The sequence below is a fragment of the Mesorhizobium sp. WSM4983 genome (assembly GCF_029625765.1).
In the GTDB taxonomy this organism is placed as follows: domain Bacteria; phylum Pseudomonadota; class Alphaproteobacteria; order Rhizobiales; family Rhizobiaceae; genus Mesorhizobium.
Map to the genome: position 1 here is coordinate 169,930 of NZ_JARTVM010000011.1, position 20,653 is coordinate 190,582.

The 20,653-nt window shown below is 57.4% G+C and carries 19 protein-coding genes; 3 read left to right on the plus strand and 16 right to left on the minus strand.

Annotated features, from left to right (window positions below; genetic code table 11):
- Positions 1 to 30: 30 nt before the first annotated feature.
- The 4 genes from sctV to P9254_RS24625 form a co-directional block, all read right to left on the minus strand.
- Positions 31 to 2,094 (minus strand): type III secretion system export apparatus subunit SctV, encoded by a 2,064-nt coding sequence (gene sctV / locus P9254_RS24610; protein WP_063169272.1) that lies wholly within the window; start codon positions 2,092 to 2,094, stop codon positions 31 to 33.
- A 232-nt stretch (positions 2,095 to 2,326) separates the two neighbouring features.
- Positions 2,327 to 3,217 (minus strand): SctD/MshK family protein, encoded by an 891-nt coding sequence (locus P9254_RS24615; protein ID WP_024505382.1) that lies wholly within the window; start codon positions 3,215 to 3,217, stop codon positions 2,327 to 2,329.
- 117 nt (positions 3,218 to 3,334) lie between these two features.
- Positions 3,335 to 3,577, minus strand: a complete 243-nt coding sequence (locus P9254_RS24620; protein ID WP_224570034.1) for a nodulation protein NopA — start codon at positions 3,575 to 3,577, stop codon at positions 3,335 to 3,337.
- A gap of 71 nt (positions 3,578 to 3,648) precedes the next feature.
- Positions 3,649 to 3,978, minus strand: a complete 330-nt coding sequence (locus P9254_RS24625) for a hypothetical protein (protein WP_081714433.1) — start codon at positions 3,976 to 3,978, stop codon at positions 3,649 to 3,651.
- A 1,348-nt stretch (positions 3,979 to 5,326) separates the two neighbouring features.
- Between P9254_RS24625 and P9254_RS24630 the strand changes: the two genes are divergently transcribed.
- Entirely contained in the window at positions 5,327 to 7,441 is a 2,115-nt protein-coding gene (locus tag P9254_RS24630) for a hypothetical protein (protein WP_224570035.1), read from the plus strand.
- A 525-nt stretch (positions 7,442 to 7,966) separates the two neighbouring features.
- Here P9254_RS24630 and P9254_RS24635 read toward each other — a convergent pair.
- The 12 genes from P9254_RS24635 to P9254_RS24690 all read right to left on the minus strand — a co-directional run bounded on the left by P9254_RS24635 (position 7,967) and on the right by P9254_RS24690 (position 17,517).
- Entirely contained in the window at positions 7,967 to 8,770 is an 804-nt protein-coding gene (locus P9254_RS24635; RefSeq protein WP_024505378.1) for a hypothetical protein, read from the minus strand.
- A 355-nt stretch (positions 8,771 to 9,125) separates the two neighbouring features.
- Entirely contained in the window at positions 9,126 to 10,163 is a 1,038-nt protein-coding gene (locus P9254_RS24640; RefSeq protein ID WP_024505377.1) for an EscU/YscU/HrcU family type III secretion system export apparatus switch protein, read from the minus strand.
- A complete protein-coding gene (sctT, locus tag P9254_RS24645) occupies positions 10,160 to 10,978 on the minus strand; it encodes a type III secretion system export apparatus subunit SctT (protein ID WP_063169270.1) in 819 nt (272 codons plus the stop codon). Before sctT ends, P9254_RS24640 begins: the two co-directional genes overlap by 4 nt.
- 8 nt (positions 10,979 to 10,986) lie before the next feature.
- Entirely contained in the window at positions 10,987 to 11,235 is a 249-nt protein-coding gene (locus P9254_RS24650; RefSeq protein WP_081714428.1) for an EscS/YscS/HrcS family type III secretion system export apparatus protein, read from the minus strand.
- Positions 11,236 to 11,264: 29 nt separating this feature from the next.
- Positions 11,265 to 11,930, minus strand: a complete 666-nt coding sequence (gene sctR, locus P9254_RS24655) for a type III secretion system export apparatus subunit SctR (protein WP_029354851.1) — start codon at positions 11,928 to 11,930, stop codon at positions 11,265 to 11,267.
- Entirely contained in the window at positions 11,923 to 12,951 is a 1,029-nt protein-coding gene (gene sctQ / locus P9254_RS24660) for a type III secretion system cytoplasmic ring protein SctQ (protein WP_095769044.1), read from the minus strand. The genes sctR and sctQ overlap by 8 nt, the downstream gene beginning before the upstream one ends.
- An 89-nt stretch (positions 12,952 to 13,040) precedes the next feature.
- Complete coding sequence (locus P9254_RS24665; protein WP_063169269.1) at positions 13,041 to 13,553, minus strand: hypothetical protein; 513 nt, start codon at positions 13,551 to 13,553, stop codon at positions 13,041 to 13,043.
- On the minus strand, positions 13,529 to 14,887 hold the full coding sequence (sctN, locus tag P9254_RS24670; RefSeq protein WP_063169268.1) for a type III secretion system ATPase SctN: 1,359 nt from the start codon (positions 14,885 to 14,887) through the stop codon (positions 13,529 to 13,531). Before sctN ends, P9254_RS24665 begins: the two co-directional genes overlap by 25 nt.
- On the minus strand, positions 14,884 to 15,507 hold the full coding sequence (gene sctL, locus P9254_RS24675; RefSeq protein WP_024505371.1) for a type III secretion system stator protein SctL: 624 nt from the start codon (positions 15,505 to 15,507) through the stop codon (positions 14,884 to 14,886). The genes sctN and sctL overlap by 4 nt, the downstream gene beginning before the upstream one ends.
- Positions 15,504 to 16,142 carry a nodulation protein NolU gene (locus tag P9254_RS24680; RefSeq protein WP_306462320.1) on the minus strand — a complete coding sequence of 213 codons (639 nt, stop codon included), beginning with the start codon at positions 16,140 to 16,142 and terminating at the stop codon, positions 15,504 to 15,506. The genes sctL and P9254_RS24680 overlap by 4 nt, the downstream gene beginning before the upstream one ends.
- The gene (gene sctJ, locus P9254_RS24685) at positions 16,135 to 16,971 is read right to left on the minus strand and encodes a type III secretion system inner membrane ring lipoprotein SctJ (RefSeq protein ID WP_272483026.1); all 837 of its coding nucleotides are present in this window, start codon (positions 16,969 to 16,971) and stop codon (positions 16,135 to 16,137) included. The genes P9254_RS24680 and sctJ overlap by 8 nt, the downstream gene beginning before the upstream one ends.
- Positions 16,972 to 17,007: 36 nt before the next feature.
- On the minus strand, positions 17,008 to 17,517 hold the full coding sequence (locus P9254_RS24690; RefSeq protein WP_024505368.1) for a nodulation protein NolB: 510 nt from the start codon (positions 17,515 to 17,517) through the stop codon (positions 17,008 to 17,010).
- Positions 17,518 to 17,704: 187 nt separating this feature from the next.
- On the opposite strand from P9254_RS24690, the gene P9254_RS24695 reads away from it, so the two are divergent.
- Positions 17,705 to 18,403, plus strand: coding sequence for a secretin N-terminal domain-containing protein (locus tag P9254_RS24695; protein ID WP_024505367.1), 699 nt, complete (start codon positions 17,705 to 17,707; stop codon positions 18,401 to 18,403).
- Positions 18,404 to 18,704: 301 nt separating this feature from the next.
- Positions 18,705 to 20,639, plus strand: a complete 1,935-nt coding sequence (locus P9254_RS24700) for an HrpF/NolX family T3SS translocon protein (RefSeq protein WP_024505366.1) — start codon at positions 18,705 to 18,707, stop codon at positions 20,637 to 20,639.
- The last annotated feature ends 14 nt before the right edge of the window (positions 20,640 to 20,653 follow it).

The following is a 20,653-nucleotide window of genomic DNA, read 5'->3' on the forward strand; positions in this document are numbered from 1 at the left end:
GCGCGTGGCGTTCAGTTAGGAAAGGTGGGACTACTCTAACAATCCGCTGTTCGATCCGTGCGGGAGTGTGACGGATCCTGCGGGGCGAATTGTAAAGTCGGAGGCGAGGTCTTGATAAGACAGCACGGCGAGATCAACCCCGTTTCGCGTCAGAAAGCCGCGGACGAAACGTCGGACATCCATCGACGTCAACAGAATAGGGCGGGTTTGACCCGGTTCTGCGTTCGAAAGGACCTGACGTATCTGTGATAGCATCGCTTCGCTTTGCCGATCCTCCAGTGCGAGATAGGGGCCTGCATCCGAATCTCGAACCGCGCCACGCATCACATCCTCGCTCTCGCGCTCGACGACCAGGGCGGACACGATGCCCTCCGTGTTGGCATGGCGGTGGCAGATCTGTCGCTTCAAACCAGAACGGACATATTCCGTCAGCAGGGCAACGTTCTGCTCACGCTCGCTCCATTCGGCCAATGCCTCCAACACGAGACGGGTGTGGCGGATTGGGATACCTTCCTCCAGGAGGCGGCGCAGAACATCGGCAATCCGAGGAATCGGCGTCGTGCGTAGCACCTCTTTCACAAGCTCAGAATATTCCTGCTCCATTCGGCCCAGGAAATGTCGGGTCTCTTGGATGCCCACCAATCGCGGTGCGTAGCGGGTCAACGCTGCATGGACGCGCAAGGCGAGGAGTTCGCCGGGAGCCCTATGCTCCGTGCCGGCGCCCGTAAGGGCCTTTGCAGGGGTATGTTCAACCGGGAGTCTGTCCGTTTTCGGCTCACGTCTAAGGGGGACACCGCTCGAGTCGACGTGCGCTACATCGGCTCGGAGCGCCATCTGGTTTGGATCTAAGGCGTCCTGTTCGACTGGCACGCCCTCGACATCAATTCGGAATTGCGATTCAGGCAGCTGCTCGTCAACCAAGACAGGGATGCGAGGAACGATAATGCCCAGATCGGCTGTGACCAGGAGCGAAACGCGCCCAATATGTTTTTGCAATTCGGCTTGATCGACCGCCTGCATAAGATCTGGCGCTAGAAAAAATGCGATCGGGAATTCCTTCGCAGGCGCGGCTTGCTTAGGCTCCGCTGCAGTTCCACCTTTCGCATCGGCAGTGCCGGCGCCCAGCACATCAGCCTTGACAATGCTTACCGCAGCGAACACTGCGGCCAGCATCAGAAAGACGGGGAGGGGAAACCCAGGAACGAACCCCATTACAACCAGGACGCCGGCCGCCAGTCGCAAGGCTCGAGTGCTGGCCGTGAGCTGACTGACCATTTCTGTACCGAGGTTGATCCTCGCCGTCCCAGTCACACGGGTGACGATGGTCGCCGCAGTAATGGAGAGCAGAAGGGCCGGAATCTGCGATATCAATGCATCGCCTATCGTCAGCAGAGTGTAGTGATGCAGTACCTCGCCGAAGGACATGCCCTTGGAGAGCAGGCCGATCGAAATTCCACCCAGCATGTTGATGCAGATAACCACCAGCCCGGCGATGGAATCGCCCTTCACAAATTTCATCGCGCCGTCCATCGCGCCATAGAGTTGGCTTTCCTTCTCCAATTCGGCGCGCCGCCGGCGGGATTCGTTGGCATCGATGTGGCCGTTGCGTAGCTCTGCGTCGACCGCCATTTGCTTGCCCGGCAGAGCATCCAGCGTGAAACGCGCCGCCACTTCTGCCACCCGTTCGGCACCCTTCGCGAGGACCATGAATTGCACCATGGTGACGACCAGAAATATGACGAAACCCACCACGATATTGCCTGAAATGACGAAATCGCCAAAAGTATGAATAATGCTGCCGGCCTCCCCCTCGGCCAGGATCAGTCGCGTCGTTGCGACCGTGAGCGCGAGACGGAATACAGTGGAAATCAAAATAACGCCGGGCAAAGAGGAAAAATCAAGTGGAGTACTGACATACAGGGCAACCATCATCAGCAGTATGGCCAACCCCATATTGAATCCTATCAGGGCGTCGACCACCACGACCGGGATAGGCATGACCATCATCGCGACAGCCAGAAGCAGCATCAACGCAACCATTAAATCCGGGCTGGCCGGCGCACGCTTGATGAAGTCACGCAGGACGTTGGCCATCGAGACACCTTTGCAATCGGTTGAGACTTACTCTGCTGTTACGCCATGAAACGTGGCTTTCGAACTCCGAAGGCGCCTCAGCCTTGGCCAGCGCGTGACCCTGCATGAGAGCCACAAGCAGGCGCGAAATGGCTGGGCAGCAAATGTTTCCAACGCAGCCAGCTTGTCAGCACCGAGCGCGACAGGATGTTTGGCTGGCCATAGAGTGCTGCTTGATGGGGCCTGCGAGCTTTCAATATTGGAGAGCAGCAATGCGGCCATTCCTGCTCAGCAGCACACGGCTGTCCTCAATACGTTCGACCACCCATCCATCAGCCAAAATGGCGCCGACAAAATACTTCTCGCTGTCGATGACAATATATGGTTGGACCCCATGCCACACAGCTTCGACCGCGATTGCGGATGGCGCCTTCTCCTCTTTGATGAGCACTCCGTTCACCAGTGTTAGAGTACCCTTGGTGCGACGATCGAACGATTGCTGAAGCTTCTGCCAACTGATGACCGATTCAGACGTGACGGTGCCTTCGGCGGTCACAACACCCTTTGCCGACCCAATCTTGACGTCGAGAAGACCCGCTCGATCGACTTCCTCCTGCAGCTCTTGGGCCGCTGCCTCCGTAAGTTCATTGTCAGCGCGGTGACTGATCGTTCTGGACGCGACTTCAGCCCGAAGTGAATTGGGGCTCGATCCACTTGCATTGCCAAGATAGGAGATCGTGCCTGAAAGCGCGCCGATCCCGAGTGAGCTGATTATGACCATGGCGAGCACACCGATCGGTAGGCGCGGTATGCCGGTCGAACCAGGCGGCTCTGCATCCTGCACGGACAAAGCAATGGACATCTCGCCTACGAGCAGGACGACAGGAAGGGGCACAACAACGGACTGGCCTGCGGCGATATTCCGGTTGCCCTCGATACTGAGTCCGGGTGCAAGCGCCTCCAGTTCGATCGACTTGCCAAGAAGAGTTACACGAAGGTGATGCGGTGCCAGTCCCTGCTCGACAAAGACCAAATCGGCATCGAAGCCGCTGCCGATTAAACACTTTTGAAGATCCGTCTTGCCGGTCAGACCGCAATAGTGCCCCGAACGCACTTCGAAACGGAGGGAAACGGCGTCATCCACAGAGCATCTCTCAAACAGGATAGAAGCCGCATGGCAATTGCCATGCGGCTCATTTCGGGACTACGTCGCGTCAATAAGGAGACGCGCTAGGGGGCAGTCTAAAACCCGCTTCCGACATTACGAAACGCGTTCGTCGGCGGCCTTCTTGATGGTCTGGAGATTGGTCGTTAGAGTGCGCAACTGGACACTCCTTTTCGTCGCCTCCAAGCTAACATTGGTTAGTTCCTGCACTTGCGCCTGAAAAGCAGTAGCATCAGCTCCGCTTGTATTGCCGGGAGTGCCACTGTTAGTTTTATCGGTATTGCCGGCGCTACTGGTATTGGTATTGCCTGATTTTTTATTATTATCAACTGCAGCCATGATCATTCCTTTTTCTGTTGGAGTTGTGCCGTCAATAACGGCCTGTATGACCTCACGCCGGATTTCCCGCGTCAGGCATCTTCTGTGTCATCCAAAGCTTCATCGGCCTCAGCCATCGCATCGTTCGCGAATTGGAACGCGAACGATCGCAGGATACTTTGGAAGGCTTCACTTTGTGCTGCAGACTGTGAGTTGTCTTGAAGTTGATCATTTGAAACGGTCCGGTTATCCGCCCGATCGTTCCCGCCAGCTGCCTTGCCATCATTCCCACCAGCTGGCTTGCCATCATTGCCATCAGCCGGCTTGCCATCACCAGAATGCTCGGATTTCGAATCCCCATGGCCCTTTCGGATCAAGGAAGTCCCGAGGTTGCCAACTCCACTCCCAATTGCTGCTATCATCAGGTACTCCGGCATTTGCCATTGGCGGCGACGTGTTAAAGGTTAGCCTCGATCAAGCTAAGGGCGGGAGCTTTCGAGAACCTGACGGCTTTTGACAAAAACCGGCCAGCGCAAAAACGTATGCTCTGCAGGATGTTGCTCTCGCATCGAACAGTCGACCACGATCTCGGCTGTTCGGCCAATCCCGCCGTCCACGCATGCCGCGACCGAATGGCAGCCGCAGCAGCTCGTTTGCATCCTCGATGCTGTGGTGTCGAACAGGAGACACGGTCCACGTGCTGCATGACCGCAATGACCGTATTCTTGCTGGCTCCACGGGCGCACGCAACGAGCAGGAACTCGGTCTTTGCATCACCATTCTCTCGCCTGCACATCACGGCCCGGCGCGGTGAGCTCATTGGCTTCGAGAAGGTCGGCGACCGTACGAACATGGGATGGTCTGCCGGCTTTGGGAGGCCGGTGCGGATCCTCTTCTCACCATATCGAAAGCTTGAAGCGGTCGGATTTTCTTGCCCTGTTCGTGAGAACTCCCATCGTCAGCTAATCGTCAGCCAAGCGGTCTATCTAGGCCGGCCGTGCCTGACCTTCGGATCCAAAGGTCCCGTCTCGACACTTTTTGTAACTATAGATCGAAATGGTCCGCGTGATACGCAACGCACACGCTTCTCTGAAGCAAATGTGTGACTTTGTCGGTGGCGAACGAGAGGAGTGACGCATCAATAAAATCGTCAGGCACGTGTCTAGGAAGGGGAGCTAGCCGAGTTGGTCTGATTTCATTCGCTGTTCCTGGAAATCGGCGGACTGAAGCGCTGATAATCTCAGGACATCGATGGCAACGTTGCGAAAGTCCTGTGAGCTCGGGCCAATCTTGGCCTGCTACTGAGAAGCACTTTGGCGGGAACATTACGCCGTCGCGGGTCTGGCTGACCGTGACGTTAACCGAAAGATGCCGCTGGTCTCGTCAGCCGCCAGCACAATAGCAGCACATTCTCGCCTACTACGGAGACGCAATATGAAGGGCATTGGCCGACCACGGAAATCGCAGGCTGAAACTGGAGCCAGCCGCGCGGGGCGGGCGAGCAGTTCCCTTTCGCAATCAAGTCTTGCTGCGGGAGAAGGTGGACAGTCATTCGATTCCGTTGTGGAGCAGATGCGCTCTGGGGACGCCGATAGGAGGCCCTCCTCCCTTCCAGTTGCGCGCGGTCCAGGCGATGCCCGCGAAAGTCTGCCAGGCGCCTCGATTGGCGAAGATCAAATCCTGAACACACCGCCACGTGGAGCCGCTGCGCCACCACGCGGAACCGTAGCGCCACGTGGCGCAGCCGCAAGGCGGCGCGGTTCTCCCTCCATGTCTGAGGGCGAAGCCATGGCGCCGGTCGGTAGCCAACTATCAACCGCGCAGGTGGAAGGCACCAGCTCATCGTCAAATAAAGATATCAGTCCGACACAGCTCAGAATGAACAGTCTTGTTCAACAACTGACTGATTGCGAGGCTGCGGCCAGGAAAACCGACGTCCCCGAGGAGGCGGTGGAGCTGATCAGTGGGGTCGTCGATGCAGCCTCAGCAATTCTGGAGTACCGCGCTAGCCTGCCTGCGGCTGAGGCGCAGACAATTATGCCAGACGACAAGGTGCGTAGATGTTGCCAGATCGTGTGCGACGCCGCGAATGAAGTAGACAAACTTGGCCTGTCGACGATCACGAAATTGGACAAAAAGACCAAGAAAGCGGCAGGTATGGTCGATAAACTCTACTCCTACTCCCAGGCGGACCGGCAGGAGCTGTTGATTTTAAATGTGGAGAACCACCATACGGCGGCAATTAAGTGGTGGGAAAAAAAGGCATGGCGCTCCGAACGGCAGCGATCCGCCTGCGCTGCCACCGCTAGCCTATCCAGTGGAACGCCCGTGATGCGGGAAGCCGAGCGGTGCGCACTGCGGCTGCGTGCCGGCTCGGTACTGAGTGTCAGGATCTGGCTGGTCCGTGAGCGGATCGGTCTTGCGCGGGCCAAGATTGAACTGCGGGCGAGCAGGTTCGAGCCAGATTTGAAGGAACTCCTCGTCGGTCGAAATGGAGTGGTGCAGCTGATGGCAAGCGCCGCTCAAGAAGCTCTTCGCGCCCTCTCTTTGGCGAAGGGCATAATGGATGATGGCAAAACACTCAACGCTCATGATTGCGCGGTTGTAGAAAAAATCATGGAGCGGCTTTCGGATTTTGGATTGGCGTTGCACGAGGTGCATACCAAGCTAAGCCATACCTACCCAGATGCCGGCCTCCCATTGAAACTGTTCGAACGGATCGTGGACGATGCATGGATCACTGCGCACGATGCCATGCACTTGTTGAACCTGCAGTCTCCGCCGTCAGCCATCATGGCGCCACAGGCCCAGGCGGGCGCTGCGATGCCGGCCAGGGCAGGCGCTGCGATACCGGCTGACACTGCTGGTACGGCTGCAGTGTCAGAAGGCACTACAGCGCGAAGGAAAGGGAAGTCAAAGCATAAGTCGGCAGCTCGCGCCGGGACTTCTGCCGCCGGGCAGCCATCAACACCAGTCGCTGCGAACGCCGGCACAGTGCCAGCAGCCAAGGTTCTCGCGCGCTCGGATCAAGTTGCGAGTACACAGGTGAGAGCGCAAGAGGTGGCTGCGAGTTCGTCGGGGGCAGGCTCGACAATCGGGGGCGCCGCGTTGTCAATGGAGGTATTGACGGAGCGGCTCAAACGATTGGACGAACTTTTGCAGTTCGATCTGGCCGGTCAGCAAAGCGTCGTCTCCCAAGTGCGCCAGATGAAGCCTGAGGAGGCCGGTAAGGTCGTGGACGATGTGGCCCAGTACCTGCGAGCCCAGGCCATTGAGATGCAAACCTGTCTCGCCGGGTTGCAGGGGCGTAATGTACGCCTGCTACTCACCTCCACCCAGCTACCCAAAGTGCACGAACGCACAGACCAGCTCAAAGGGTTGCTGAACATGGTGCTGGGACAGGCCAACGCATTGAATGAAGGAAAAGCCGGCATTACGACTGATTGCATGAAGACCTACGCATTTCCGGCGCAAAAATACCTGGAACATTTGTGCAATGCCGACGAATTGATGCCGCCGGAGGCACCGGTCGCGCTGCGTGGCGAGCCAGGAAAGCTGTTTGAGATGAAGCTGCAGCCCAAGATGCTGGTCAATGGTGCGATGCCGAGCCCGATGTGGGTGCACATCCACACGAGTCGCCCCGTCATGGCCAGAAACTTGGAAGGGCTGGCTGATTCCGAATTCACCGCTTGCCACGTTAAATCCAACGAACAGCGCGGCTACAATCGAGAGCGAGAGGAAGCCGATGCTAGGTCCGGTCGCGAGAAGGTCATAATTCATCGCGGCAAACTCACCCCCGCTTTCTGTAAGTCCTTGTTGACCTCAGGGCTTGGCCGCCAACCACGCCATTCGCGTGCCGAGCTCCCGTCGGCGCAGGCTGCATGACAGGGCACTCAGAATGCGGCCGGCCACGCTGTGAGTCAGCGAGCATTTCTCCTGGCCAAACCGCGAATGCCGCTGCGCGAGTTGCGGTCCGGCGATTGGAGTCGATCGGCTACCGTCAGGGCCGATTTGCGATGTCGCGTTACCGGCTGTTGACGTGGCGGCGTATCTTGCCTCCCATCCAACTTATCGCCGAGATCGCGCCGCCAAGATCGAGGCGGAAGGTCTTCCTGCGAGCGCGGAGCAGGCATAGCCGATCCGATCGGGATCGGCGCATCGCAACGACCCAACGGTGTGGTGGAGAAAATTGGATTCGGGAGAGCTCGGTTCCAAGAGGCGGAGTTCCGGCCCGAATACAATCCGCTCGCAAGCACCCACGATGCGCATCCGCAGTTTATTGTCTGGGAGATGGGCTGGATTGCTCGGCGGCGCTGGCGCTAAGGCGGGGCTGTCGCCGGACAATTAGCATTCACTGCCAACAGCCTTGCAACCGTCACCAGTTGCAAGGCTCGGCGGCGGGTCGACAAATCACATGAAATCGTCGTCGGACCCGCTATCGCTGCTGTCGCTATCCTCGGTTTTGTGGAGATAGAGTGGAGGTTTGCCTGCACGCTGCCACTCACCGGCACTGTTCTTCGTCCATTTGTCGGGATGCTGCGTAGGGTCAAGCACCAGGTCGCCATGATCCACTTCAACAAACCCCATCGTCTGCGCGCGCGCTTGTGCTTCCGGATTAGCCGCACGCCAATTCAGCAACGGTCGGTCGCCGTCTATCCGAAGTTGATGCTCCAGCAGAATATCGCCCGCATTTTCGACGAGCGGATGGGCGACTTGAAGATCCACTATGGAAGTGACCTCAGTTCGACCAGGAAATTGTTCCCGCCAACTTTCCGATTCGAACTCGTTCATGCTGAATCCGCCTTCCATTCTCAGCAGTCCGGCACTCCGGTCTCCCAATTGGTAACTGAAATATCGCGCGTGCTCCGTATCTCGACGGATGCCATATTGCTGAGCAACGTCCGCGGTGCGCCTGGCTCGTGACGATACGAACTCCGAATACTCTTGAGGATTGTCGGCGATGTGCGTGATTTCATCACCATGAAATTGCCTCACCTGTCTCCTGAAGGAAGTCCTGTTGATCTCCACCACAGGAGGTCGGGAATTGAGGGAGTATGCTTGGGGAGCCGCCGATGATGAGGCGCCGCTACCTTCCGATCCGGATAAGTGCATTCGGGCAAATGTGTCCGCGAACCCTTCGCTTCCTGCATCCGATTGCTCGCCGGCATTATGCGCGCGGTAACTATCGGATGAGCCACCAATTCGACCATACATGACGATTCGTACTCCTATGTTTCGCAACCGAGCTCAAGTTAGCACGGCTGTTCAACATAGGGCGCTTAGTTGACGACTAGCTGACGAGGGCATTCCAACGGCTGCACCAATCAAATCCGCACTGCCGGCCTCAAAACCTCGGACTGCGCCACGCACCGGCCAGCAGAGGCTGCAAGGTCATGCCCGGAGGACTTGCCGTAGTTGCTGGGTGGCAGATCCGAGGGGAGTGATTGCCCCAGGCCCGCGGTTGCGCGGTTGGCCTGACAGAGACACTGGGGCACGGATGGCCAGCCGACATTTGCCACTAGCATGGAGCCAGGTCAGTTTTGAACTGGGCAGTCGTGGACTTCCATGACTAGGCCAAGCCTGCGGCAAAGAATGCTTTCGCGACAGGCTGGAAATATTGCATAGGAACCGCGTGGCCGAGTTTTGTAGTGCCTATCAGCTGACGCGCTAAGACATGGTCATGGACGATCGTCAGGCGTAGTGCCCGCGCCTCGCTCAACACATGTGAAACGCGCTCACCTTCGGCACGGCAAACTAAGAACGGCACCCCGGTTTCACCGCGAACGTAACGCAGACCGATCAGGACCGCCCTTCCTGTTAAGACCAGCGTGGCGCGATGCACGCCAAGCGCAGGCTCGTCGGCCGCCTCCTCGCGGATGCGACGCTGTTCACCTTTCAACTCTGGCGCTCCTTGCTGATCCTTCGACTCGCGCGTCACTTCGGTATTGGTCATGCGCATTTCGCGCAGATACAACGCGCGCTGGAGCAGAAGATCGATCAGTCCGCCGACCAGCAGTGCGCCGGCGCCAATTCCCATCAGCAATTTTGTCTCCATAAAGATGAGGCCAACACAGCCCATGCCGCAGATCGGCAGAGGGACCATTGTCTTCCACATCCCGAGAAGGACAATGGAAAAGGTTGCGCTGAGAACCAATACCTTGAACATGGTCTTGCAGACTTCGACCATGGAACGAGCAGACCCCAAGCGCTTCAGCCCTTCAAAGGGGTCAATTTTCTTAAAGCTGAGCTTCATCGGCTCCAGAGAGAAGACAAATCCACCATTGGCTAGCAGGCTGGCCAAAATCACCGCGGCGACAAGGGTTCCAAGCAGCGGGCCAACAGCCGCGACTGTGAGTTGGACGAGCACAACCAATGCCTGCGGCACCGCGGTATCGAAAGGTAGGCTCTGCAACTTGGTGGCTAATAGGAGCGCTTCCCGGCATTTGTCCTCGATCACGCTGCCTCTTAGCCAAAGGTAGCCGAGCCCAGCGCAAGTCCCGACCGCGCGGACGAAATCGGAGCTACGTGGCAGCTGTCCTTTTTTGCGCGCTTCACTTAACTTCTTCGGGCTGGCGGCGTGTGTCTTCTCTTCACTTGTGTCGCTCATGGCAGCAATTTGTCGAACCACTCCAGCACGCCGTTGGCACGTGTGACCTCCAGTTTCATGCTCTCCACCAGATAGGCAGCGTAGGTGACCATGAGAACTGGAAAGACAATGTTCTTGATTGCCGGAGACAGTTGGCTCGCCTTAAATTGCGGGGCAAAGCGACGCAGCAGCATCATCGATATATCAATCAGTATCAGGAAGAACACGACAGGCCCCGAAACCAATAATGCCGTGCGCATTATGCTGTCGAGAAGCCCCAACAACTCCATTGCTCCTGGCCCGCTCAGTGTCGGGTGAAACTGATACACCGGCCAGATCAAGTAGCTGCGGTACAGGACACTGATCAAAGTTTCCAGGCCTCCTGATCCGACGAATATGGCAATCGCAGTGATCCCCAGAAAAACGCCCATCGCGGAAGCCTGACTGTTCGTCGCGGGATCGGCCGAAGCGGTCGGGCTGCTGATGCCGCGTTGGTTGTCGATAAGCTCCCCGGCAGCCTGAAGGCCCCAAAGCGGAATGCCAAGAAAAGTGCCAAGGAGTACACCGACAAAAACTTCCTTGAATCCGAGCAGGGTTAGCTGGATCAGGCGCGTATCAGGATCCAGCGCCGGCAATCCGCCGCTGACGTGTGCCAGGCATGGTAGTGCGAAGCCAACAGCCAAACAGCCCCGGATCAGCCCACTGATCTGCGAGCGTGTGAATACGGGAAAGATCAGCATGATGCCCATCGCGCGGGCTGCCCCAAGACCTGCCGCAACGACGAGTTCGAAAGCCGTCTGGATCAGAATTTGAATATCGGCCGATGGCGCGTCCATGGGGCGGACTAGTAGCTAAGTGTCATTGCGGGAAACTCGGTGAAGATCTGATCGGCTAGCTCTATGAGCGGGGCGCTTAGCACAGGAGCAAACAGCCCAATCACCGCGACAACGACCAGAAGCTTCACGGTGAGCGGCAAGCTTTCATCCTGGATCTGCGTCGCCGCCTGGAGGATGCCGATGACGAGGCCGACAACCACTGATGCAATGAGCGGCGGTAGAATCCAGATCATGAAAACCACCAGTGATTGGCTCATAAGAGTAATGATGCTGGATTCAGTGATGATCAGCCTCCCGGTAACGTATAACTCAGCACAAGCCCATGCATCAATTTTGACCAACCATCAATGGCAACAAACAAGAAGATCTTGAACGGAACAGATATAACAGTTGGTGAGACCATCGACATACCCATTGCCATCAAGATAGTTGTCACTATCAGATCTATAACAATAAAAGGCAGATAAAGTAGAAATCCTATCTCAAATCCGCGCTTCAATTCTGATAGCAAGAAAGATGGTACAAGTATTGCAAAGTCATCAGGCGTGGCTGCAGCGTGCATTTCCTCTGGCCAGACCTTTTCTGTCGAAGATAGGAAAAATCGCCGCTGCTCTTCATTTGTGAATTTCTTGAGATGCTCGCGCAAGGGCTCACTTCCGGCTTTAGCGGCGCTTACCCAGTCGTCGAATGTCTGATAGTGGAGCTTGGGATCCGACATGCGGTCATAGGTCTGCTCAGCAACGGGCGCACTAACGAACATAGTGAGGATCATCGCCGCGGCGTACAGCACCACATTGGGTGGTATGGTCTGGGTCCCGAGCGCATTGCGGACGAGGAAAAGAACAATTGATACCTTTACAAAGGCCGTTGTCGTGGCAACTGCTAAAACCAGCAGACCGAGTCCGGCGGTAACCGCAAGAAGCGCCAGGATTGTCGGCTGAGCTTCACTCATTGCATGCAAACCCGCCACGGAGCCTGATGCCCAGCTCTTCTCCGATGCGGACAATGTCGCCACGCCCGATACGCTGACCATTGGCCACTATGTCGACCGGGCCGTCGATCGGCCATCCAAGTTCAAAAATATGCCCTTCGCCGGCACTTCTTAATTCCCCAAGAGAAATAGGCCAGCGGCCGCATTCAAAGACAAGCACGATCTCGACATCGTCGAGATCCTTAGTAAGCTCCAGTTGCGATCCGGGTTGTGTCATATGCGCACTCTCCAAAGGACACGGTCGCGGGCGGAAAGGCCCCCGCAAGATTAATTCATCGCCGTCAAGATCCGCCTCGGCGCACAACTGGCCGACAGCTAGGGTGATCTGGCCGCGGCCGAACGGCGCAATATCGGGCAACAATGCATCACCGACACATGCGCTTCGAAGAAGCGCCGCAGGAAGGCGAAGCGTGCCGACCTCTCCTGCAACAATGAGCGGGAGCTCTGGAGGCAGCCCGCCCAGCTGCCGCGGCAACTGGGCAAGCAGTTCGCCTAGCGCGCGAAACGCAGGCGGTACTAAGCCGTCAAGTGGCGTGAACAGGAATAGACGGCCCTTGCCCTTGACCGCGCCGAAAATGATGTCGAGTTCAAGATGAGGAGCCAGCATCGTGGCTTCGCATACCCGCACGAGTTGCACGTTCAGACGCGTCGTCTCCTCCAGTCGAGTGACAAGCGGCTCCAGAGCGAGTTCGAGAATTAGCGAAGCAGTTGGCTCGGAAGGGAAGGCCAAGCCGTTCTGCACTGTCGTGATGAACTCCTCTACGAGCGGGCGCGACAGTGACAAGATGACCGTTTCGGCTCCCACTCTCCAGACGCAGTCAAGCATCGGAATGGCAGCAGGTTCCTGCTGCCAGACAAGCCCTGCCGTTCGCACCGATAGCGGCACCTCGTTGATCCGGCTTTGAAACGGCGTGCGCGGCGCTGCTGTATCATTGAGCCACGAGACAACCGTGTGGGACAGTTTCAGAACTGGTTCGAACATGGCGGGTGTGACCGCAGCGCCTATCAAAGACTGCACGGTCGTGTCATTCGGACGACCTCTTGCGACCGTCGGATCCGGTTGCGCGGCATTTAGGCAAGCGACCCCCTCGCATATTTCAGCAGTATCTCATCGTCGGCCTCGATCTCGGCTGCGGCCTCCGAATGAGTCTCGACGGCGCGCCGCACGTCGTCCTCGATTTGTTGCCATTTGTCCCTTGCCGCCGAACATATGACCCATAGCTCCCTCGTCCTGGACGCCGCCATCTCAGCCTCCTCTTGAGCGATTTGGGTATCATCAAGCATCTGCCGTCTGGAATTGATCTCAGCGGCAAGTTGTTCAGTGTGAAGGCGGTGACGGTCGAGCGCTGCGCTAGACAAGTTGTCGAGTGACATCAGATGCTGATAGAGCGCTGCTTCTTTTCTTGAACAATGTTGCTGTATCATTGCAAGCTCCCTAGAGGCATTTTGTACGGCTGAGGCGGCCACATCGCGCTGGGCTTCCTTCTTGGACAGCTCGCCAAGGGCACGACGCTCTTGCATTTCCTTCAGAAGCCGTATACTCGAAGACTGAATCCAGTTTACGCGGTCAGACGCGACATCCATGCGACCGTCTCCTCGAAATCTGACGCGTCATCTTCGCTCTGGCGCAGAAACTCCCTCAGTTCGTCGATTGACGCGACAGCCCGGTCAGTCAGGGGATCTCCACCTGGCTTGTATTCGCCAACATTGATCAAGAACTCGGTCTCGGCATAGCGCGACAGGAGCTCGCGGAAAATGGATGCTGCCTTGCGATGTGTCCCCGAAACGACTGCATCCATGACGCGGCTGCGACTCTGCAGCACATCAATAGCGGGGAAATGCGATCGCGCCGCAATAGCGCGTGAGAGGATGACATGGCCATCGAGAATACCACGCGATTCCTCGGCGATTGGATCACCCGTGCCATCACCCTCTACAAGCACCGTATAGAAGGCCGTGATTGAGCCCCGCTCACCCATGCCGGCGCGCTCGAGCAGGCCTGGCAGCATGCCAAAAACGGAAGGAGGAAAGCCCCGTCGCGTCGGCGGCTCACCCGCAGCAAGGCCTATTTCGCGCATAGCGCGGCAGAAGCGCGTCAGCGAATCCAGCATGAGAGCAACGCGTAGGCCTTGATCGCGGAAATATTCCGCGAGCGCAGTCGCCATTGGAGCGCATTGCGCACGCTCTACCGCCGAGCGGTCGGATGTTTCAACCACGACGACCGTACGGAGAAGGCCCTCTTCACCAAGATTCCTTTCGATGAATTCACGAACTTCCCGTCCACGTTCGCCTATGAGCGCCACTATGACGACGTCAGCGGCGGCACCCTTTACGATCTGTGACAACAGCGTCGACTTGCCACCACCTGGCTCGCCATAAATCCCGATCCGCTGGCCCTCGCCGCACGTCAGCAGACCATCGAGGACACGGACCCCAAGCGGGAATGGCCGCTCAATCATGCGCCTCGTCATCGGATTGGGGGCTCTGCCATGCAGGGGCCGAGTTTCGACGGTCTTGATTTCGCCTTTGCCGTCCAATGGGCGGCAACGACTGTCGATCACGCGACCGAGCAAATCGCCGCCGACGGGCACCTCACGCATTCGGCCAGTGGCCACGACCTCTGCGCGGCTGGATAGGCCCACCAAGTCCCCGATCGGTGTCAGCAATACACCATCACCCGACAGGCCGATCACCTCGGCCTCGAGCGACAGCCCGGTTCGCGGGTCCTCTAGGAGGCAAAGTTCCCCAATACGAGTGTCTGGCAAGACGGCATGAACCAGTGTGCCGATAGCCCGCGTGATCCGACCGCGCACCGCACGCGTGTCAATTCGCTTGGCCGCAGCCCTCAAAGACGAGATTGCTGGAACGAGAGCTCGAGTGTGGGCGTCAGCGTTATGTTCTGGGACGGGCTTTCTCATAGCTCGCCTTTCTCACAGAGCGTCCCGAAACCAAGGCGCAGCGCGCGCATCTGGGCGTCAAGTCCAAGGTCAACATTGCCGTACTCGCTCCACAGCACGCAGCGTTGCGGCGACAATGTCGGGTCGGGCTCGATCCGCACCCTTGGTCGACCATCCTGGCCGTCGCATCGAGCAAACTCTCGTGCAAGCATGTCGACTTGCATGGGAGAAACATGAAGGCAAACGTCGGCGCCGCTGTATTGACACTCTATGGCGTGACGAACAGCCCTCACCAATAGCTCGCCCGGATCGAAAGCGCCGATAAGATCGCTCAATATTTCCATCACGAGCTGCGGCAATTCCTGCTCCAGAGCCGCCTTTCGTCGCGCGATTTCGGAGATTGTCTCCGCAATCAACCCTGCCATCTCCTCGGTGCCTGCATTCGAGCCCTCCATGTGGCCGCGCGCCCACGCCCGCTGGTAAACCGCGCGTGCCCAGTTTCGAACGCGCTGCCGATGCCGTTCTGCCGCGGCAAGGGCTTGCGCGGCGCTGTGCCAGGTTTCGAGCTCGCTCGCGGGTATCAGTGGTCCGACTGGACGCATCTGCGGCGCTATTGGCCCCTCGGAAAGTTCGACTGTCATTTCACCGGGGTCTCTGTCTCAAAATGAGCTACTACAAGTGAAAGCAATTGGCCGGCGGCGGTCCAATGCTCATGTGCTGGAGTCTCCGCGGCAGTCCCCTCGGGCAATCGAAGAAGCACGCGGTTACGCTCGGTCGCTGAACTGTCCTGGAGCCAAGCTCCAAGACATGCGTGTCCATCGTATTCGATTTGCTGAGCGAGTTTTTCTGGGTCCGAGATCAGTCTTTTGTCAACAGCATGCAGCAGGTGTCGGATTCCGAATGCGTGTGCATCCACGCCGATGCGTTTAACAAGGATGGCAAGCTCAGGCTGAGAGACAAACGCGACCAGCGAACGGGCATGCCAGATACTACCAGCAAGAAGGGTCGCTCGATATGGATCATGCCCGCGTAGAAGGTCCGGCCTGCAGCCGATGTGGTTCAGATCCACGTCATCGTTGCCCAGCAATTCTGCCAGCCTTGGATGCAGTCTGGAACACTTCTGCAACTTCACTAACGTTTCGGCCGATAACGCTGGATCAAGACGCGCCGCAAGACGGGTTGGATGGGCCGAAGCCGCAAGCTCGCTCGCGCCCGGAAAGTGCGGACCATCAGGTCGGGCGGTCTGTATAGGCATTGGCAATGAGATGTCACCCACGTCCAATTGCAGGCATTCTTTTGCGAATGGCCTCGACAGCAGAAGCATCCCGGCGCCCCTCGACCTTGGAAACGCCGGTTGATTGCTTGCGCCGACGCGTAACAACGCCGATCAAGAGATAACAGGCCACGGCGAATACGGCTGCGGCAAAACCTGTTACGGTCGCCAGAAGTGGCGCAGGAAGAGGTAGTGATGCTTGTGGCAAAACAGCAGTCGGATCGGGCCGTTGCTCGTGTGCGGAACGTTCTACCGGCACCAAAACCACTTCCACCTTATCGTAGGACAGGCCTTCGATGCTGTCGGCTACAAGCATCTTTATCTTTGGCAGCAGAGCCGCGACATTTGTTTTTGCGTCGTGCCTGATAAACACCGAGGCCGAGGATGGCGTGGCACCGGCTCGCACAAGGTCGTTATGCGGCAGCACGACGTGAACACGTACAGAAAAAACGCCATCGATATCGCTGATCGTCCGCGACAACTCTTCGCTCAGGGCATACACGTAACGGGCACGCTCTTCGGTCGGCGAGGCAATCAGGCCTGATCCTTGGAATATCTCACCGAGGTTCTTGAAGGATTGGCGCGGCAGCCCCTTGGCGTTCAGAAGGTTGATTGAGAAGGCGAGCAGCTTTTCGTCAACCTGGATCGTGCTGGTTCCATCCTTGGCGACCACCCGGATCGCGGCGACCCCGTTGTCTTCAAGAAGTGCGAGCATTTCATTTGCCTCACGCTCTTGCAATTGCGTGTAGAGGTCGGCTTTGCAAGCAGTGAGGGCGACGAGAACTGGCAGCATGACAAGTCTAACCGACCGCCACCCTGACAGGCCACGCATGATTTCGCCCTCGGCCAAGCCAATCATGCGCGCGGTTCAGCCTTCCTTCAAAAGTTTATTCACGGATGATGTGACGCCGCTGACGCCTTTGGAGATAAGCGCCACCTGGGTGACGCCGTTGTAAACATCCCGAAGACCAGCCATCATCGTTTCGAAGTCTTGCCCTTGTTGGGGAATGCCCGAGATTCCGGTTCCCGCCTCACCTGGAACGGGAAGCTTCTGCGCCGGTCCCGGTAGAGCGCCCTTCGAAAGGGCTATGTCATGGTCGAGCGCGGGGAAGGAAACAGTGTTGTGTGGATATAGGGAGGAAATCGTCTGCAACACGCGATCGCCCATGCCGCTCGTCGGCGCAGCCGCGCGCTGAACATCCATCGCCGCAGCAACTGGCGCCGCACTCGCTGGCCCCGCGGCGGCATCGTTTTTCAGCGAGTCGGCTGCATGCCCTAAGGCGCGCTCAAACTGGGCCTGCTCGACAATCGACGGTGATCCGACCCTGGGGAGGCCAGCCGTTAGAGTGGCAGAGATCGACGTGACAGGCATCATCATGTAAGGACTCGGTTGCTCTCTCTGACCGGGCGAGCCCCGCCCATTCATCACCCGGTGTCGGCGCAACACTCCTAGGGGGGCAAGCTGACAACAAGCTGACTAACGGCGGCGTCATTTCGACAATCTAAAATCTCTTCGGCAATTTAGTCACTTGTGATGATTTCAGCGTTTGGTTTATCAGTGCGACATGCCGAGAACGCTTATCCAACCCGTCACCCTGCATGTTTTGAGACTTCTTTGTGCCGGGTTTTTTCTGTCCACCGGGATTCACCCGGCGCATGCAGTCCCGCTGTCCCTTCCGGCGACACCCTATAGATACACGGTTCTGGATCAGGAGCTCGCTGCAGCGTTGCAGGAATTCGGCAACAACCTGAATATCAGGGTCAACATCAGTCCTGCGGTGAAGGGGCGAATTCGCGGACGTATGCCTGATTTGCCACCGCGCGCGTTCCTCGACCGCTTGACGAACCTTTACGGTCTACAATGGTACTATGACGGCCTTGTGCTCTATGTGTCTGCTGCACAAGAATCGCAAACTCGAATGCTTTTGATGACGTCGATTCGCTTCGATGCGTTCAAGGGGGCTCTCGACAAGCTTGATATCTCCGACGAGCGCTATGTGGTCAAACCCGTGCCAGGCAATGGCCTCGTCTTCGTTTCCGGTCCACCGCGCTTCGTCGCACTCGTGGAGCAGACCTTTAACGGCTTGGTGGCGCAGGCGCAGGCGCAGACTCACATAGCGGCAACGCCAAAGGAATCAGTGCTGATCTTGTTTCGCGGCTCCTCCACTACGGTCGTTCGCGACGGACGACCGGATGCTTCTTATTCTTCTGACATCCCACAACAGGATAGCGTTGGCGGGAAGCCTGAGCTGGGCAAGAAATGAACATTGAGGATTTCCCGCAGCTCTGAAGAACATGACTGCGGCTACCCCTTTGTGAACTCTTCGCAAACTCGTCAGTTTCTCGAAAGCTAATCCGCTCATGATGAGTCCCGGCAGCTCTCGCGGTGACTCCGGCCATTGTGTTGGACCGAACCTTGGAGCCGGCCCGGAACACAGCAATTGAAGGCAGGGCAGGCGCATTCGTGACCTGCCGACGCTTGGAATTGTCGAATTTTGTGAAACGCAAGGGATCTTCTGTCGGGGTCTCTTGTGGGGATTTCAACGTCACGTCTGAGGATGCATAATGTCGGCCAGTAATCTTTCAACTTTCTACCGCTCAAATTCGCTACAGTCCGCAAGGGGTTGGCCGGGCCTGAAAGTTTCCCATTTTGCGACCCAGCATCAGCAAAGTGCATCGTGCTTCGAAGCGATGCTGTCCACTTGTGTGCTGGCAGACAAGCCCGGCTCTTTCGCGCAAGGGGATCTGCCAGCGTCGAATCTTGATTCGACAATGGATAAATTGCGGCAGGACCCTTTGGGCCATCTGGCACCGGATGTCTTGACATTGAATGGCTTGGAGCAACACCCACTGGATCTGCTGCCGCCAAATATGAGGGCGGCTCTCAAGGAGGACCAATCGCAACGCTCCAAGGCGACTGAAGCCCAACATCTGCTCGGCGTCACTCCGAAGATCGAGCCGGCTCCCAGGCCGAGCCCCGGAATCACGTGGAACGGTGGGTCGCTGACCACGGCTGAGTTGCAGATTGTTGCGGTACTCAACCGTCACAAGGACCAATGCCCGCTTACTTGGAAGTCGTTGACCGACAAAGCCAATGATCCCTCTACGCCACCGGATCTGAAAGCGGCGATCCAGGGACTGCAGCAGGATTCGGGACTTTTTTATGCGATTGGCTCGCAGGGCGACGGCCGCTGTGGAGGCAAGATCAACGCCAAGGACTTGGCCGGATTTTCAAACCACCACCCACAAGTTGCTGCATTTCAGGAAGCCCAAGCGCGAAGCTACGAGCAGAACTACATACCATCCGACGGCAGCGGAGGTTTGCAGCCTTCGGTCATGACCTTGAGCGATGCCTTGCGGGAGTTTTACCGGTACTCCGAAAATCTGTCCAAGGACCTGAGTCTGGATGAGTTCAAGAAAATGGTCGGCGGCGAATCGAAAAACGGCAAATTTCCGCCCCAGGTCATTGCGGCGGCGCAATATTTCCTCGATCACCCCGATGCTTGGAACCAGTTGTGCGGTGGCTCGAAAGGGAAGATGCACAAAGAGGATTTCCTGCAAGTCGCCTCATCGTCGATGAGCCTCACGCAAACTGAGCTGAATACGGTCGAGATGATCAAGGACCATCAGGACACGTTCTTTGGAAGCGGTGTTCTGACTCGCGACAAACTGGCGAAAATGAAAGACGACAAGAGCCTTGATCCGAAAGTGCGGGAAGCAGCCTCTCAGCTCCTTTCAGATCCTCTTTTGTTTGGCCTCCTGAACAATTCGATCACGGGCTATAAGACCCATCATAAATTCTTCGACTTTGGCGGCGGGCATACGGTTGATTCCGGCAATATCAGCAAAAAAGACTTTGCCCATTTTTGCACAAACATGTCGTCTGCGAACCGCAACGTTCAGCAGCCAATCACCCACGGCGCCCAAACCGCAGAAGAGCAGAATGCCGTCGCGGACATGAAGATGGGCCTGATGGACCAGCCTGACATTAAGTCAGCCAAAAAGAACGGCGGGGCCGTCATGCACGTCGTCGACTCCGTGCTCAAAATCGAGACGAAAGTGCTCGACTTGGCGGCAACGGCGGTGGGACTGCTCAGCTTCATTCCGGGCCTCGGACAAGTAGCCGATCTTGCCTCGATGGTTCTCGAGGCTGAGTCGCAAGCAGCCAATCTCCTGCGTACGGCCATTAACGGAGGCGATATGAAGCGAGCGCTGGAGGAAGCTGGCCTCAATATGGCCGCGCAGGCGATCGGCCTTATCGCAGGCCCCGAGGTCAAGCTGGCCATTCGAAATGGGCTCGTAAAGCACCTGATGGAAGAGGCCTTGGCGGCAGGCATTGATCTTTCGGTCTCGACGGCGCAGGACTACGCAGAAGGCTATGTGAATAACCTCAAAGCGCGCCTTGCAGGCGGCCCTGAGCAAAGCCTAGGCCTTCCGAGCATGCCATCATTCCAGAGTGTGGCAAGCAATGTGCCCTTCGTCGGCATTGCCTTATCCTAGCCGTCGCCTTGCGC

Bases quoted from the DNA above. Each gene is read 5' to 3' on its own strand.
- P9254_RS24630 (WP_224570035.1), top strand. From the start codon at position 5,327: ATGTCTGAGGGCGAAGCCATGGCGCCGGTCGGTAGCCAACTATCAACC.
- P9254_RS24635 (WP_024505378.1), bottom strand. From the start codon at position 8,770: ATGTATGGTCGAATTGGTGGCTCATCCGATAGTTACCGCGCGCATAAT.
- P9254_RS24640 (WP_024505377.1), bottom strand. From the start codon at position 10,163: ATGAGCGACACAAGTGAAGAGAAGACACACGCCGCCAGCCCGAAGAAG.
- P9254_RS24695 (WP_024505367.1), top strand. From the start codon at position 17,705: ATGCCGAGAACGCTTATCCAACCCGTCACCCTGCATGTTTTGAGACTT.
- P9254_RS24650 (WP_081714428.1), bottom strand. From the start codon at position 11,235: ATGAGCCAATCACTGGTGGTTTTCATGATCTGGATTCTACCGCCGCTC.
- sctL (WP_024505371.1), bottom strand. From the start codon at position 15,507: ATGACAGTCGAACTTTCCGAGGGGCCAATAGCGCCGCAGATGCGTCCA.
- P9254_RS24625 (WP_081714433.1), bottom strand. From the start codon at position 3,978: ATGATAGCAGCAATTGGGAGTGGAGTTGGCAACCTCGGGACTTCCTTG.
- P9254_RS24700 (WP_024505366.1), top strand. From the start codon at position 18,705: ATGTCGGCCAGTAATCTTTCAACTTTCTACCGCTCAAATTCGCTACAG.
- P9254_RS24690 (WP_024505368.1), bottom strand. From the start codon at position 17,517: ATGATGATGCCTGTCACGTCGATCTCTGCCACTCTAACGGCTGGCCTC.
- P9254_RS24665 (WP_063169269.1), bottom strand. From the start codon at position 13,553: ATGGATGTCGCGTCTGACCGCGTAAACTGGATTCAGTCTTCGAGTATA.
- sctN (WP_063169268.1), bottom strand. From the start codon at position 14,887: ATGAGAAAGCCCGTCCCAGAACATAACGCTGACGCCCACACTCGAGCT.
- P9254_RS24620 (WP_224570034.1), bottom strand. From the start codon at position 3,577: ATGGCTGCAGTTGATAATAATAAAAAATCAGGCAATACCAATACCAGT.
- sctT (WP_063169270.1), bottom strand. From the start codon at position 10,978: ATGGACGCGCCATCGGCCGATATTCAAATTCTGATCCAGACGGCTTTC.
- sctV (WP_063169272.1), bottom strand. From the start codon at position 2,094: ATGGCCAACGTCCTGCGTGACTTCATCAAGCGTGCGCCGGCCAGCCCG.
- sctQ (WP_095769044.1), bottom strand. From the start codon at position 12,951: ATGTTCGAACCAGTTCTGAAACTGTCCCACACGGTTGTCTCGTGGCTC.
- sctJ (WP_272483026.1), bottom strand. From the start codon at position 16,971: ATGCGTGGCCTGTCAGGGTGGCGGTCGGTTAGACTTGTCATGCTGCCA.
- sctR (WP_029354851.1), bottom strand. From the start codon at position 11,930: ATGAGTGAAGCTCAGCCGACAATCCTGGCGCTTCTTGCGGTTACCGCC.